This window comes from Pseudomonas sp. LTGT-11-2Z (assembly GCF_003691445.1).
GTDB lineage: Bacteria > Pseudomonadota > Gammaproteobacteria > Pseudomonadales > Pseudomonadaceae > Aquipseudomonas > Aquipseudomonas monteilii.
Window position 1 is genome coordinate 3,757,530 of the sequence record NZ_CP033104.1, and the last position, 14,581, is coordinate 3,772,110.

12 protein-coding genes are annotated in these 14,581 nt (G+C 63.5%); 2 read left to right on the plus strand and 10 right to left on the minus strand.

All coding sequences use genetic code 11. The features are described 5' to 3' along the window. Positions 1–15: 15 nt before the first annotated feature. The 7 genes from D8767_RS17505 to D8767_RS17535 form a co-directional block, all read right to left on the minus strand. Positions 16–1,176: an acyl-CoA dehydrogenase family protein gene (locus D8767_RS17505; RefSeq protein ID WP_016715663.1), complete on the minus strand. Its 1,161-nt coding sequence runs from the start codon at positions 1,174–1,176 to the stop codon at positions 16–18. A gap of 32 nt (positions 1,177–1,208) precedes the next feature. Continuing rightward, positions 1,209–2,003: an enoyl-CoA hydratase/isomerase family protein gene (locus D8767_RS17510; RefSeq protein WP_016715662.1), complete on the minus strand. Its 795-nt coding sequence runs from the start codon at positions 2,001–2,003 to the stop codon at positions 1,209–1,211. Positions 2,004–2,163: 160 nt separating this feature from the next. After that, positions 2,164–3,570, minus strand: coding sequence for an amino acid permease (locus D8767_RS17515; protein WP_016715661.1), 1,407 nt, complete (start codon positions 3,568–3,570; stop codon positions 2,164–2,166). A gap of 196 nt (positions 3,571–3,766) precedes the next feature. Next, entirely contained in the window at positions 3,767–6,019 is a 2,253-nt protein-coding gene (locus D8767_RS17520; RefSeq protein ID WP_016715660.1) for a hybrid sensor histidine kinase/response regulator, read from the minus strand. Then, positions 6,016–6,792 carry an ABC transporter substrate-binding protein gene (locus D8767_RS17525; RefSeq protein ID WP_016715659.1) on the minus strand — a complete coding sequence of 259 codons (777 nt, stop codon included), beginning with the start codon at positions 6,790–6,792 and terminating at the stop codon, positions 6,016–6,018. Before D8767_RS17525 ends, D8767_RS17520 begins: the two co-directional genes overlap by 4 nt. Beyond that, a complete protein-coding gene (locus tag D8767_RS17530) occupies positions 6,789–7,505 on the minus strand; it encodes a response regulator (RefSeq protein ID WP_016715658.1) in 717 nt (238 codons plus the stop codon). Before D8767_RS17530 ends, D8767_RS17525 begins: the two co-directional genes overlap by 4 nt. A gap of 72 nt (positions 7,506–7,577) precedes the next feature. Further along, positions 7,578–8,222, minus strand: coding sequence for a TetR family transcriptional regulator C-terminal domain-containing protein (locus D8767_RS17535; protein ID WP_016715657.1), 645 nt, complete (start codon positions 8,220–8,222; stop codon positions 7,578–7,580). A 103-nt stretch (positions 8,223–8,325) separates the two neighbouring features. Here D8767_RS17535 and D8767_RS17540 point away from each other — a divergent pair, with 103 nt between their 5' ends. Next, the gene (locus D8767_RS17540) at positions 8,326–9,072 is read left to right on the plus strand and encodes an enoyl-CoA hydratase-related protein (RefSeq protein ID WP_016715656.1); all 747 of its coding nucleotides are present in this window, start codon (positions 8,326–8,328) and stop codon (positions 9,070–9,072) included. Positions 9,073–9,083: 11 nt separating this feature from the next. Here the strand turns inward: D8767_RS17540 and D8767_RS17545 are convergent, their stop codons facing one another. From D8767_RS17545 to D8767_RS17555, 3 genes are read right to left on the minus strand one after another with little or no spacing between them, the layout of a single operon-like run. Then, complete coding sequence (locus D8767_RS17545) at positions 9,084–10,139, minus strand: lipocalin-like domain-containing protein (RefSeq protein ID WP_016715655.1); 1,056 nt, start codon at positions 10,137–10,139, stop codon at positions 9,084–9,086. Beyond that, positions 10,129–12,573 (minus strand): FtsX-like permease family protein, encoded by a 2,445-nt coding sequence (locus D8767_RS17550; RefSeq protein WP_016715654.1) that lies wholly within the window; start codon positions 12,571–12,573, stop codon positions 10,129–10,131. The genes D8767_RS17545 and D8767_RS17550 overlap by 11 nt, the downstream gene beginning before the upstream one ends. Then, the gene (locus D8767_RS17555; RefSeq protein ID WP_016715653.1) at positions 12,573–13,238 is read right to left on the minus strand and encodes an ABC transporter ATP-binding protein; all 666 of its coding nucleotides are present in this window, start codon (positions 13,236–13,238) and stop codon (positions 12,573–12,575) included. Before D8767_RS17555 ends, D8767_RS17550 begins: the two co-directional genes overlap by 1 nt. Positions 13,239–13,655: 417 nt before the next feature. Here D8767_RS17555 and icmH point away from each other — a divergent pair, with 417 nt between their 5' ends. Further along, positions 13,656–14,459 (plus strand): type IVB secretion system protein IcmH/DotU, encoded by an 804-nt coding sequence (gene icmH / locus D8767_RS17560; RefSeq protein ID WP_121757644.1) that lies wholly within the window; start codon positions 13,656–13,658, stop codon positions 14,457–14,459. Positions 14,460–14,581 lie beyond the last annotated feature (122 nt).

The window sequence follows — 14,581 nt, forward strand, 5'->3', positions numbered from 1 at the left end:
CGTTCTCCAGGCCGGTCAGCGCAGCAGCGGGCGCAGCAGTTCACGGGCGATGATGTGCCGCTGGATTTCCGAGGTGCCCTCCCAGATGCGCTCGATGCGCGCATTGCGCCAGATGCGCTCGACCGGCCCTTCATCCATCAGGCCCATGCCACCGAAGATCTGCACGGCTTCGTCGGCCACCTTGCCCAGCACTTCACTGGCGAACAATTTGGCCATGCCAGCCTCGCCATCGGTCATGCTGCCCTGGTCCATCTTCCAGGCAGTGTGCAGGGTGAGCATTTCGGCAGCGCGGATCTGCGTGGCCATGTCGGCCAGCTTGAACGACACACCTTGATAGCTGCCAATGGCCTGGCCGAACTGCTTGCGGTCGGCGGCCCATTGCAGCGACAGGTCGAGGGCGCGCTGGGCCTGGCCTACGCAGTTGGCGGCAACCATCACCCGGCCGGCGGTGAGCCAAGCGTTGGCTACTTCCCAGCCTTTGTCGACTTCACCCAGCACCTTGCTGGCCGGTACCCGGCAATCGTCGAAGAACAGCTCATAAGTGTGATAGCCGCGGTTGCTCACGCACTTGGGGCCACGACGGATGGTCATACCCGGCGTACCACGGTCGACCAGGAAGGCCGTGACCGCGTTGCGCTTGCGCCCGTTGTGCTCGTAGGTGTCGGTGACGGCAAAGACAATGGCGAAGTCGGCATGGCCCGCGTGGCTGATGAAGTGCTTGCTGCCATTGATGACAAAGTCATCGCCCTGGCGCACGGCGCGGGTCTTGATGGCGTTGGCATCAGAGCCGGCCCCCGGCTCGGTGAGGGCGAAGCAATCGGTTTTCTCGCCCTGTACGCAGGGCAGCAGGTAGTCGTTGATCTGCTCGTCCTTGCAGGCCATGAGGATTTTCGACGGCCGGGCAACGAACACATGCAGCGCCCAGGACACCTTGGACAACTCGCGTTCGATCAGCGCCTGGGACAGGTAGTCCAGGCCGCCGCCGCCCACCTCCTCCGGCATGTTGAACGCGTAGAACCCGGCGGCGATGGCCTTGCCACGGATGTGCGCGGCCAGTTCCGGAGACACGGCATCGGCTCGGTCCACCGCTTCCTCATGGGGCAGCAGCTCTTTGGCAACAAAGCTGCGTACCGCTTCCACCAACATTTCTTGTTCTTGGGTCAGTTGGAAATTCATCTGCGAAAGTCCTGGTCAGGGTCGGTATCAGGTTACTGGCCGGTGAAACGGGGGGCGCGACGTTCAACCGAAGCTTGCAGCGCCTCGGCGCCGTCCTGGCTACGGCCACACAGCAGGCCGGCGTGGCGCTCGGCTTCCAGCTGTTCGGCCAGGGTGCGCCGGGCGCCATCGCGTATAAGCCGCTTGGTTTGCGCGTAGGCGAATGTCGGGCCGTTGGCCAGGCGCCCGGCCAGTTCGGCGGCTACGGCGGGCAGTTGTTCGTCAGGGCACACTTCGCTGACCAGCCCGGCTGCCAGGGCGCGTTCGGCGCCCCACAGTTCATCGAGGAACAACAGGCGCTTGGCCTGTTCGCTGCCGATCAGCCGAGGCAGGTGCCAGCTGGCGCCGGCATCGGGGCTGTAGCCCATGCTGGTGTAACCGGCCTTGAATCGCGCCGAGGCGGCGGCGATACGCAGGTCGCAGCACAGGCTGAGGTCCATGCCCCCGCCCAGGGCGGTGCCGTTGATGGCAGCGAGGGTGGGTTTGTCGAGGCTGTGCAAGCGCAACATCAGGGCGTGGGCGGTTTCGGTCCAGCCATAGGTTTCCAGGGTGCCTGCAGCCTCGGCGGCGGCCCACTCGGCCAGGTCGGCACCGGCGCAGAAGCTGCGGCCGCTGCCAGTCAATACCACCACGCGTACGGCCGGGTCGCCGTTGTGGCTGTCGAGCAAGGCGTGCAGCTGCTTGAGGGTGGGGATATCCAGCGCGTTGCGCTGCTCTGGGCGGTTGAGGGTGATCCAGGCAACGCCGGTTTCGACCTTGCTCAACAGAGACGACGACGGGGTGGTCATGTGGGCCTCGGTATTGTTGTGTCTATTTGAGGGGCTGACGAGGGAGATACTAAACGAGTGTTCAACAAGGCGGGATGGGCTGTTACAACTTCGCACAACTTGGTCTTCGACGTTACACACCCCCTGCTATTGCAGGGGGTGTGCGGCATGGGCTGTCGGTTCAGACGCCGGGCGCGCTGGGTGCCAGGGCCCCTTGCCGACGACGATTTACAAAGAAATACGCCGCATAGCACAGGGCAATGAAGCCAAAGCCCCAGTACAGCGACGGCCGCTGGGTTTCATCCAGCGCCAGGAACACGAACAGCGAACTGCACAAGGTGATGCACAGCAGCGGCACCAGCGGGTACAGCGGCGCCCTGTACTTCAAGCCTTGCAGTTGCCCACCTTCACGCAGGTAGGCTCTGCGGAAGCGGTATTGCGCCAGGGCAATGACGATCCAGGTCACGGTGCCGGACATGCCGCTCACCGCCATCAGCACCATGAACAGGGTGTCGGCGGCAATGAAGCTGGTCATCAACGAGATCAACGCAAAGCACAGGGTGATGCTCAGCGCCCGCAGCGGTACACCACGCTTGCTCAGCGGCGACAGGCTTTTCGGCGCCATGCCACTCTTGGACATGGCCCACAGAATGCGTGTGGACGCATACAGCCCGGAGTTGCCCACCGACAGGATGGCGGTAAGGATGACGAAGTTCATCAGGTCGGCGGCGTAAGGGATGCCGACCATGTCGAACACCTGCACGAACGGGCTTTCCATCAAGCCGGCCTGCTCGTACGGCACGATGGCCGACAGCACGGCAATCGCCAGCACATAGAAGATCAGCACACGGAACACCACGTTGCGCACGGCCCGTGGGATGCTCTTTTCCGGGTGCTCGGTCTCACCGGCTGCCACCCCCATGATTTCACACCCCTGGAAGGCATAGACCACGGTCATCATCACGGCGAAGACTGCCGACAGGCCGTGTGGGAACAGCGACTCGCCCACCAGGTTGTCCAGCATCGGTGCCGGTGCCCCGCTGCTCAGCGGGATGGCGCCGAAAATCACCAACAGGCCAATGACAATGAAACCGAGGATGGTCGCCACCTTGATGCCCGAGAACCAGTACTCCGCCTCGCCAAAAGCGCGGGTGGCCAAGGCGTTGAGGCCGAACAGCACGACCACGAACAGCGCCGACCAGTACCAGATCGGAACCTCGGGGAACCAACGGGTCATCAGCATGCCGGCGGCGGTGAACTCCAGGCCCACAGTAGTGGCCCAGCTCATCCAGTACACCCAGCCGATCATGAAGCCGGTGGCGGGGCCGATGAACTTGGTGGCGTGGGCTTGGAACGAGCCGGACACCGGCATCTGCACCGACAGCTCGCCCAGGCAGACCATCACCAGATACATCAGCAAGCCTGCCACCAGGTAGGCCAGGATGGCGCCCACCGGGCCGCCCTGGTTGATGGTCACGCCCGAGCCCATGAACAGGCCGGTGCCGATCACCCCGCCCAGCGACAACATGAAGATGTGACGGCTTTTCAGTGCGCGGGTGAGCTGGATCTTCTCGTGGGTGTCAGTCATGGTGCACCTCGCCATTGCGGCCGGTGCGCGGGGTGGTGTGAAGGAAGGGCTGAGCACTAGGGCATGTCATTGTTCTTGTCTCCAGTAAGCCTCATGGACCGCGTACAGCACGGTTGCCATGGATTATTGGAAACAGATGTAAGACGCCGTTGTACGAACGGATCGAAGATGTAAAAAGTCGTAAGTTTTTTGTACGTCAGCCCTGGATCAGCTGTTCCAGGGTGGCGCGGGCCTGGCCGAGCTGGCTTGCCAATGGCTCACCAAGCGCCTTCAACGCCTGTTCGTCGTGCTGCCGGGCCGCCTCTTCAATGCAGCGCAATAGCGCGGCCAGGCCAGAAAAGCCCAGGGAGTCGCAACTGCCGGCCAAACGATGGGCCAGGTGCAGCACTTCGGTAACGTCCTGGGCCAGCAGCGCCTCGGCCAGTGCCGTGGCGTGCTGTTCCAGTGACTGGCGCAGCACCTTCAGCAAGCCCTGCAGTTTCTGCTCACCCAGCAGCGAACGGTGGGTGTCCAGCAGCGACCAGTCCATGTCTGCGTCAGTGCCAATCACTTCGCTGGGCGGCACTTCGGCCAACGTTTTGCGCAGGGTCTCCAACCGCAACGGTTTGGCCAGTACCCCCTGCATGCCGGCCGCCAGATAACCCGATACCTGCCCCGGTTGCACACCGGCCGTCAGCGCCAGAATCCGGCTGGTGCGGTTCGGTCCGGGCGAGGCACGCAGCCTCTGACACAGTTCCACTCCACTCATGCCCGGCAAGTGTACGTCCAGCAGGATCAGGTCAAAGCGCCGTTGCGCGCAAATTTGGAGTGCCTGCCCGGCGTCTTCGGCAAAGCTCACCCGATGGCCATCGCGCAGTAGCAACCCTTTCGCCACCTCGCGGTTCAATGCCACGTCTTCGACCACCAGGATATCCAGGCTGGGCATGGGCGGCATGGCGGGTGACCGGCCCGGCACGGGTTGCCCACGGGCCATTTCGACCTCGAACCAGAAGCAACTGCCCTGCCCCGGCACGCTGTCCAGGCCGATGCTGCCGCCCAGTTTTTCCACCAGGTGCTTGCAGATCGCCAGGCCCAGGCCGGTGCCACCATAGCGACGGGCCACGGCCTCGCTGGCCTGGACGAAGCGGTCGAAGATTCTCGCCTGCATGGCGGGCTCGATGCCGATGCCATTGTCACTGACCGACAGCCGCAAGCGCTGCGCGTGCTCGCTACTGGCAAGCACCCGCACCCCAAGCTGCACCTGGCCGTGCTCGGTGAACTTGATGGCATTGGCCAGCAGGTTGCTGAGCACCTGACGCAGGTACTGCTCGGCACCGTGCTGATACCCGGCCAACGGCTCATCGATATGCAGGTGCAACGTGTCGCCGTTGTCCCTGGCCATGGGCTCAAGCAGCGTCAACACTTCCTGGCACAGTTGGCGCAAGGAAAAACCCACCAGCTCGGCCCGGCTCTCGCCTTCTTCGAGCCGGGCGAAATACAGCACTTCGTTGAGAATCGCCAGCAGCCCCTCGCCGGCCTTGTACAAGGCCTCGACGCGCTGACGGTCAGGCAACTCCAGCCGCCCGCCGCGCAACAATTCAGCCATGCCCAGAATGCCGTTAAGCGGCGTACGCAGCTCATGGCTCATGGTCGCCAGAAAACGCGACTTGGCCAGGTTGGCAGCCTCGGCCTCGTCCTTGGCCCGAGCCAGGCTGGCCGTGCGCCGCTCGACCATAGCCTGCAGTTCGTCGCGCTTGTCCTGCAGTTCAAGCCGATCACGCTCGCGGCGCTCGATATCGCTGAGGATGGCGCGGCGCATATCGTCCAAGGCATTGGCCACCGTGTCGATTTCATCCGGGCGCGATGAAGGGCGGCGGCCCAGGCGCAGCGGCTCTTGCCACTGGCCGGCGCCAATACGGCGAGCGAACTCGGCCATCACTTGCAGGTGGCGGGTGACCAGTCGGTAGAAAAGCCCAGACAGCGCCACCGCCAACCCGCACAAAAACACACCCATCCACAGCAGGCTGGTCAAGCCGGTGGCATACAGCCGCTGATGCACTGCCCCCAAGTCAATGGTCACTTCCAGCTCACCCAGGTGCCTGGCAGGCCCCGAAGGGGGCTGAAAGTCGAGCGGGAAGCGCTCGACACGCAGCGGCCCTTTGGGCTCGGCCGCCCCTCGCTGCAGTTGGAAGTCGTCGCTGACCAGGCGCACCCGGGCCACATCGGAAAAGTCCACCAGGCCGCGCAGCTGGGTGTCCAGTTGCGCTTCGTCCAGGTCCCACAAGCTGCGCTCCAGGCTGGCCAGGTAGCCGGCACGGATCAGCGCCATGCGTGCGTCAATGTCGCGCATCTCGCGGCGGTACTCGAAGTACAGCTGCGCCCCGCTGGCCAGCACGGTAAAGCAAAGGCTGAACAACAAGATGAACAGCAGCAGGCGGCGCAGCAGGCCGTCAGCGCGCAGCGGGATCATCGGGCATCCGCCGGCAGGTTGATCATGTCCCTGTAGGTGACTTCGCTCTGCTCCAGCCAGCGCGCGATCTCTCCGGCCTGGTTCATACGCTGCAACTGCGCGTCGATTTCGTCCATGTGCCGGCTCAGGGGTGATCGCCGCGATACCGCAACGCGCAGGTAGTCCACGCTCAGGGCGCTGGGCAATACGCGGATATCCTGCGCCCCAGGCAGGTGCTCGATGAACAGTTGACCGGTGCGCCGCTCCTGGATCACATAATCGATGCGCCCACGGATCAGCTTGCCGAAGTTCTGCTGGCTGGAAGACACCCGCTCGATGTTCTGGTGGCGGGCCACAAAGCGATCGAATTCGGCGCCGTAGCTTTCACCGTACAGCAGGCCGCCACGGTAGCCCGCAAGGTCCTCCACGCGCTGGAACCGAACCGGCCGAAGGCGGTTGTAGAACACCGCCACCTCTTCGCGTACCACCGGCTCGGTGGAAAAACGCATGCGCTGGTCACGCTGGTCGCTGTTGTAGGCCAGTACCACGTCCACCCGCCCGGCGGCGGCGTCCATCAGGCAGCGCTTCCAGTTGCCCAGCACCACCGTCTGCACGTCGTAGCCCATGCGGGTGAACAGCTCGCGCACCACGGTCGGCGCCAGGCCGCGCACCTGGTGGCCATCGCTCCAGGAGATCGGCGGGTACACCGGGTAGTCACAATAGCGCACCGTCTCGGCCGCACCAGCGTGCGCGGCGAGCATCACCAGCGCCACCCCCAGGGCGCGGGGGGTCATGCGGCCACGCTGGCGGTGAACAGGTAGCCGGTACCGTGGATGGTGATGATCAGTTGCGGCTCGGCCGGGTCGTCGTGCAGCTTGCGCCGCAAGCGGCCGACCAGCACGTCGATGGAGCGGTCGTTGGGCACCCACTCACGGTTGCGAATCTGGTCCATCAACTGGTCACGGCTGAGGGTATGGCCGCTGTTGCGTAGAAACACGCTGAGCAACTGGAATTCACCGTGGGTGAGCAGGGTTTGCCCCCCGCGCGCGTCAATCAGGCGGCGACGGTCGGTGTCCAGCGCCCAGTCGGCAAACTGCTTTAGCGACTGCGCACAGGCCGGCACGGGATGCACTTCGCGAGCATGGCGCACGCGGCGGATCAGGTTTTTGGCGCGCGACACCAGCTCACGGGGGTTGAGCGGTTTGATGACGTAGTCATCGGCACCGCATTCCAGGCCGACGATGCGGTCGATGTCGTCGTTGCGCCCCGTGATGAGGATGATGCCCACCTCCGAGCGCACCCGCAGCTCGCGGGTCAGGGTGAGGCCGTCCTTGCCGGGCAGGCGGATATCCAGCAGCACCAGGTCGACATCCTGGCTGCCGAGCAGGGCTTCGGCTTTTTCTGCCGTATCAGCGCAGTGTACGTCGTAGCCTTCCTGGGAAAGATAGGCCTGCAGCAAGTCACGAATAAGCGGATCGTCATCGACGATCAATACCCGAGGCGTCATGCGTGTCGTCTCTTTTTATTGGTGTTGTTCTACACACTCGCGCCAGCAGCGTACTCGTTACTGAACAGGCGATCAACAGCCCTCGGGCAGGCTGAAACGGCGCCGACCACCGGCTTGCAGGCCATCGACCCAGGCTTCGCAGATAATCACGCCCTGCTCGGGCGTGAAGGTGCCGGGGTTGAGCCCCGACTCCAGCCACAGGCCGTCCAGCAAGGCGCTGAGGCTGATGGCGGCGAGGTCGGCATCGAAGCCCTGCCAGCCCTCGTCTCTGGCGAGCGAGGCCAGCAGCTGGCTCAGCTCCTTGCGGTACTCGCCATAGGAATGGTCGTGCACCTGGTTGATTGCATCAGCTGTCTTGACCGCGCCCCAGAACGCCAGCCAGGCGTCAAGCAGTTGCGGGTCGAGCAACTCTGCGCAGAACGAAGCGCGGAAAAACGCCGACAACCGCTCGCGGGCATTGGGCGCGGCCTGGGCCATGGCTTCACGCAACAGGCCCATCACCCGCCCGGTAACCGCCAGGTAGGCCTCGGCCACCAGTTCGTCCTTGCCGGCGTAGTGGTGGCTGATCAGCCCTACCGAAACCCCGGCCTCGGCCGAGATCTTGCGGATCGAAGCCCCCTGGAAGCCATGGCGCTTGAGGCACACCAAGGTCGCCTCGACCAGGTTGGCTTTGCGCAATTCCGGCAGCATGCGGTGGTAGCGGGCTTCCTGGTTCATGGGCGGCTCTCGGTTCGGGGGGCTGGACTGAACGACTGTACAACAAGCCGGCGTGCGTGATAAACCCTTGGCTCTCCTGCCTACAACAACAAAAGCGGCTGCCATGAACGACCTGATCATACGCGACCTGGACCAGGGTCTGCTGACCCTGGCCTTCAACCGCCCCGACAAGCTCAACGCACTGAATACAGCCATGTACCAGCAGCTGGGCGATCTGTTGTTGGCGGCCAGTGAAGACCCGAACGTAGAGGCAATCATCATCACCGGTGGGCCGCAGTGCTTCACTGCGGGCAACGACCTGCGCGATTTTCTCGACAACCCGCCCGGTGATCTGAACAGCCCGGTATTTCGCCTGATGCGGGTCGTGATGGGCCTGGACAAGCCGCTGATCGCGGCAGTCAGTGGCGCGGCCATCGGCATTGGTGCCACCTTGCTGTTGCATTGCGACCAGGTACTTGTCAGCCGTTCGACCAAGCTGCGCATGCCGTTCGCGCCACTGGGGGTGTGCCCGGAGTTTGGCTCCAGCCTGCTGCTGCCTCGCTTGCTTGGCCAGGCCCGTGCAGCCCGCTTGCTGCTGGGCAATGAAGGGCTCAATGGCGAACAGATGGTGGCTTGGGGGCTGGCCAACGAGCTGCATGAGGATGGCGAACAATGCCTGGCCGCAGCCCGCACGCTGGCGCGGCAGCTGCAAGGCTACCCGCAGGCGGCGCTGCGCATCAGCAAGCGGCTGCTCAAGGACAGCCAGCGCGCCGAGCTGGAGGCGACGGTGGCGCGGGAGAGCCGGTTGTTTATCGACTGTTTGCGTACCGAGGAAGCGCGGACCGTGTTAAGGGGCCTGATCAAGGATTGAATGGGCTGAGGCTAGTATCCGGTCATCTCCAGATACCCACGCCCACCCGCACTTCCCGTCAACCGCACCGGCCCTTCCCAATACCCAAACCGCGTATCCATCCACGCCTGCGGTTCCACTGCATCCACGTGTATATCTACCCCGTGCGCTGGTACCTGCACCCGCCAGCGCGTTGGCACCTGCTTGTCATTTTTCTGAGTCACCGAAGCAAGCGCCTGCATCTGGATCTGCTCCCCATGAAGCGCCACGACGTCACCCTGCGGCCCCACCCAGGTCCCGGCGCGATACACCTCACCCTGCGCCTCGCGCACCTGGAACAGCATCAGCTTGGCACCACTGTCCAGATGCAGGGAAAACCAGTCCCACCCAGTCTGCCCGGCAGCCAGCGGCTGGCTGCTCCATTCCCGGTCCAGCCAGGCTTGGCCAGTGACAGCCATGCACAGGCCGTCACGCTCCACCTCCCCCTGCACGCGGTAAAAAGGCTGGCTGTAATAATAGGAAGCTTGCCCCTTGCCGGATTTCTCGCTGTAACCCTGATCGCCGTGCAGCACCAAGGGCCGGTCACTGCGCAGGTGCAAGTCATAGTGGAAACCTTCGCCACCTGCGACCATTCGCAGGCTTTCGATACCTCCCCTGCCCTGCAACGCCCAGTCATTGATCCACGCCCGAAACGGCTGGGCCTGCACGCCGGCTTGGCCGATACCACCGCGCGCCAGGGTTTCGCCAGACTGATGCCCACCCGGGCCGGTCAAAGCCGCGTGCCCCATCCACAGGTTCGGGCTGTTCCAGTCTGCGGTTTCCGGGCCGGGGCGCAGTGCCGAGCGGAACAACGTCCACTGCGCGCCCCAGTCGCGCCCCTGGGCGTCCTTGAGGTTGGCGGTGACATACCACCACTCGATGCGAAATCCCTCATGAGGCCCGTGGTCACGAGGGAACGCCAAGTGATGCCCGCGGGTTACCTGGCTGAACCCGACTGCCTGCTGCCCAAGCCCGGCATAGCCTTGTGGCGCCGGTTGATCACAAGCGCACAGCAGGCCGCACAGCAACAACCACGCACTACGCTTCATCGGCAAACGGCCTCAACAGTTCGCGGGGCTGGCGGCGCGCCAGTTGCCACAGCGGCCAGGCGCTGGCCAGCAGGCTGGTCAACAGGCCCAGCACAGCCAGTTGCAGCAGTTGCGCAGGAAACACGTAGAGCGGCAAACGCCAGCCGAACGCCTGCACATTGACGACCGCCACCAGGCACCATGCCAGAAACACCCCCAGCGGAATGGCCAGCAATACCGTGAAACTGCTTAGCATCAGCGTTTGCCCCAGGCTCAGCCAAACCAGTTGCCTGCGTTGCACGCCCAGCGCCCACAGTGGTGCCAACTGGCCGAGCCGGGTTTGGCCCAACGTCAGCAGGTTGATGAACAACGCCACCCCGGCCACACCCAGGGTGAGGCTGTTGAGTGCGGCGGTGGCGGCGAAGGTGCGGTTGAACACCTCGGTAGACCAGCTTTTCAGGCGTACCTGCTCCACCACGCGGCTGTCGTCCAGGGCGAAGTGATGTTGCAACGCGGCCTTGGTGACAGGCACTTGGTTGGCGGGCAGGTCAACACTCAACCCCGTCAGCGTCGCCTGTGGCCAATGCGAACGCAACCAGCCGGCATTCACCAGCACATGGCCCTTGGGGTTGCCGTAGTCGGCATAGACCCCGACCACCGTCATGGCCTGCGAAGACAGCGCAAGGCGGTCACCCAAGTGCAGCTTCAAGCGCCTGGCCAATTGTTCACTGAGCATCACGGCCTGCCCACTGGACAGTTGCTCCCAGGCGCGCGGCTGCTGCTCAAGCAACGGCCAACGTTTGAGGTAGAGGGGGTGATCGACGATACCCTGGACCTGCACTGGCCACCCCTGCAACCGGGTTTCAACACGCCAGCCAGGCAGCACTGCGATGACCGCAGATTGCTGGCCAAGCCATTCGGCAATTTGCAACCCTTGTTCGGTATCCCTGGGGGTGACATACAGGTCGGCAGACAGACGCATGTCCAGCCAGCCAACGAACGTCTTGCGAAAGCCTTCGGTCATGCTGCCCACGCCGACACTGGCCGCCAGCGCCAGCAACAACGCCATGAGCGCCAGGCTCAGGGCCGGCAGTTGCTGGCGGCTGTCGGCCACGAACCATTGCGCCAAGGGCCGCCGACAAAACCGCGTCAACCCGCCAAGCCCTTGGTCGAGCAAGGCGGGCAACAGGAGTGCCGACGCCAGCAACAACCCGGCCAGCATGGCAAACGCGCAAGCCAGGCTGTTACCCAACACGCCAAACCCCAAGGCCAGCAGCAACAGCAAGCCTGCTGCGCAAGCCTGGCGCCTTGACCACAACCCCTGTGCCAGCCGCCAGGCCTGAGGCTGCGCCAGCGCCAGCAATGGCAGCCGGGCTGCACGCAACACGCTACCCAGCCCTGCCAGCAATGCCCCCAGCACACTCACAAGTACCCCCGCCAGCCACCACCCTGCGGGCAGGCTCAGCGTGCCGGCCACCTGGGCGCCATACAGGCCGCGCAAACTGGCAGCCACATCAGGCAACAACCACGCGGCCAGTACATACCCACTGGCCACACCTGCCAGCCCGCCCAGCAGTGCGAACAGGCCCAGCTCCAACACCAATGCACCCAGCAGCGTGTTCAAGCTGACCCCACAAGCGCGCAGGTTACGTATCAGGCCTCGCCGCTGCTCCAGCGCCAGGCCGATGGCGGCGTGGGCGATGAACAGGCCAACAACGAACGCCAGCAGGCCAAGGGCGGTCAGGTTAAGGTGAAAACTGTCGGTCAGCCGCTGCAATCCGTCGTCGTCCTGCTGAGGTTGCAGTTCGAGCAGGGCCGCGATATCAGCAGGCAACGGCCCTGGCTTGCCGGCCACCAGCAACCGCGACAACTGCCCGGGTGCGTGCAGCAGGCGTTGGGCATGGCCGATGTCGACGACCATTATGCCGGGCGCCAGCGCAGGTTGCAGGACCACGGGGGGAAGCGGTTGCCCTTCGCTGTCGCGCATTGAACCTTCGCCCCATTGGCGCAACGTATCCGGCCCTACCCAGGCTTGCCCGGGTGTGCCGATAAATGCCTGCAGGTCGAATGCTTGGGGCTGCACGCCGGCAATGCTGCTGGTCGGCGGTAGGCTCAAAGGATCGATGCCGATCAGCCGCACACTGCGCACAGGCTCACCCGACAAGCGCAAACGCCCTTCCAGCAGGGGTGTCACCTGCCACCCCTGCTTGCGCAACTGCACGTACAGCCCCTGATCGAAATGCTCACCCTTGCGCGGTACAAACTGCGCCTGCATCGGCCCGGCCAGCACGGCACTGGCCCGGGCATAGTCGCTACGTGCCTGGCTGTTCAGTGCCTGTACGCCCGTCCACAAGGCCGTGGCCAGCCACAGCCCGGTGAAGATGCTGACAAACTGCACCCGATGGCGCCGCCAATGGCTGAGCAACGCCAACAGGGCCAGCGACAAGAGCCTCATCACCCGTGCTCTGGCTGAACGCGGCCGGCCTGCAGGTAGCAACGCTGCTGCAAGCGTGCCGCCAGCCGCGGGCTATGGGTCACCATCAGCACACCACTGCCGGCCTCGGCGACCAGTTGCAGCAGCAGGTTCAGCACCTCATCGCTGCTGGCTTCGTCAAGGCTGCCGGTAGGCTCGTCGGCCAGCAGCCACGCCGGGCGCCCGGCCAGCGCACGGCCAATGGCAACCCGCTGTTGCTGGCCGCCAGACAACTGTTCCGGATAGCGCGCGAGCAAACCTGCCAGGCCCAGGCGTTCTGCCAGGTAGGCCACCCATTGCGGGTCATGCCGGCCGGCGAGCCTTGCCTGGAATGCAAGGTTCGTCGCCACGTCCAGGCTGCTGATCAAATTGTATTGTTGGAACACCAGGCCAATGCCCTGCCGCCGCCACTGCGCCAACGATGACTCTGAACGGCTGTCGAGCGGCGTGCCATCAATCAGGATCCGGCCACTGTCGGCGCGGTCCAGGCCGGCAACCAGGTGCAACAAGGTGCTCTTGCCGCTGCCCGATTCGCCCATCAATGCCAAGCTGCTGCCGCGGGCAAGGCGCAGGTTGACGCCCTGCAGCACAGGCAGCGGGCCTTGGGGGGTGCGGAATGATTTGTGGAGCTGTTCGATGGCGAGCATCGAGGGGCCTTGGTGGGTTGTGGGGTTTGTTTAGGAATAGCAGGTTCAGCGCAACACGCGCCAAGACAGGGGGCTTGGGAACTGACAAAACCGTCTCGACGCTGACGTAATCTTCAGAGATTTGCTGATTTTGTAAGTTCTGACTTTTTGAAAATGACAAGACCAAGCAATTTAAAAAGGAAACTTCCTACATCACTTTCCCAAATTTAGCCGAAATCAGCTTTTTGAATAATTTCAATGATAAAAGCCAGCCATGTTCCTCTAGGATCAACACTGACTACCGTTGCGTTCCGCAAAATCTCAGCCATGGAAAAACCAGGTGCCTAGGGAGAGCGCCATTGGGCTCTGATCTCTAACCTGGCCCCCGTACTAACTGTCGCTTACTTCCAGCCACTGATATGACCAGGAGGTCCACCCTTGCATCAGACACCTGACGGTGATTACGAAAACAGCCAGACCCAAGCCCGTCAATCCCGTTCATTGAGCGAGCTATTCCCACGGGTTGATGCCCTGGGCTTCGACACCCGCTCAAATACAGGCAATCCCCTCCACGACATCGCCTCACCGCTGCTCGGTCTTGTCATTCGCCTGGAGGGCACCGAGCAGTATGACCACATGGAGCAGCTGTACGCCCATGTCAAAACCATGATCCATGGGATGGTCGAGGAAGTGCGCCAACTTGAGCACTGCGACGAAGGCGACCGCGTGGTGTTCTCCTACTGCCTGTGCTGCGTGGTCGACGAAGCCGTGATGGCCACGCCGTGGGGACGCGACTCGCCCTGGAAGGCGCAGTCATTGCTCAGCGCCATCCACCAGGAAACCTGGGGCGGCGAGAAGTTCTTCAGCGTGCTCGAACGCCTGCTGGAGGCCCCTGAAAAACGCTACGACCTGTTCGTGTTCCTGTTCTGGTGCCTGGCATTGGGCTACCGCGGCAAGTACGCCAACCAGACCAACGGCGATCAGGAGTTGGAGATCTGGATCAAGCGCCTGCGCGACCGCATCGTTGAGCTGCGCGGCACCCGGCCCACCTCCGAACGGTTGACCGATCCGTTTACCAACGTGGCGCCCCGGCACTACCGCATGAACCGTCAACTGCCCTGGTGGACGCCCTGGGCGATCATGGGCGTCTGCTGCACGGGCATCTATCTGTACTTCGCCACCAAACTCAACGGCATGACCCAGCAGGTATTGGCATCACTGCAAACCATGCTCCAGCAATAAATCAATCGACGCTGTTTTGATATGACTCAACAGTCACCGCGCTCAATAGCGCGGCAAGTACGGCTTTGCACATTAAAGCCATGGAACTGAATCTTCGGAAACTTCCTACAAGTTCTTAGGAG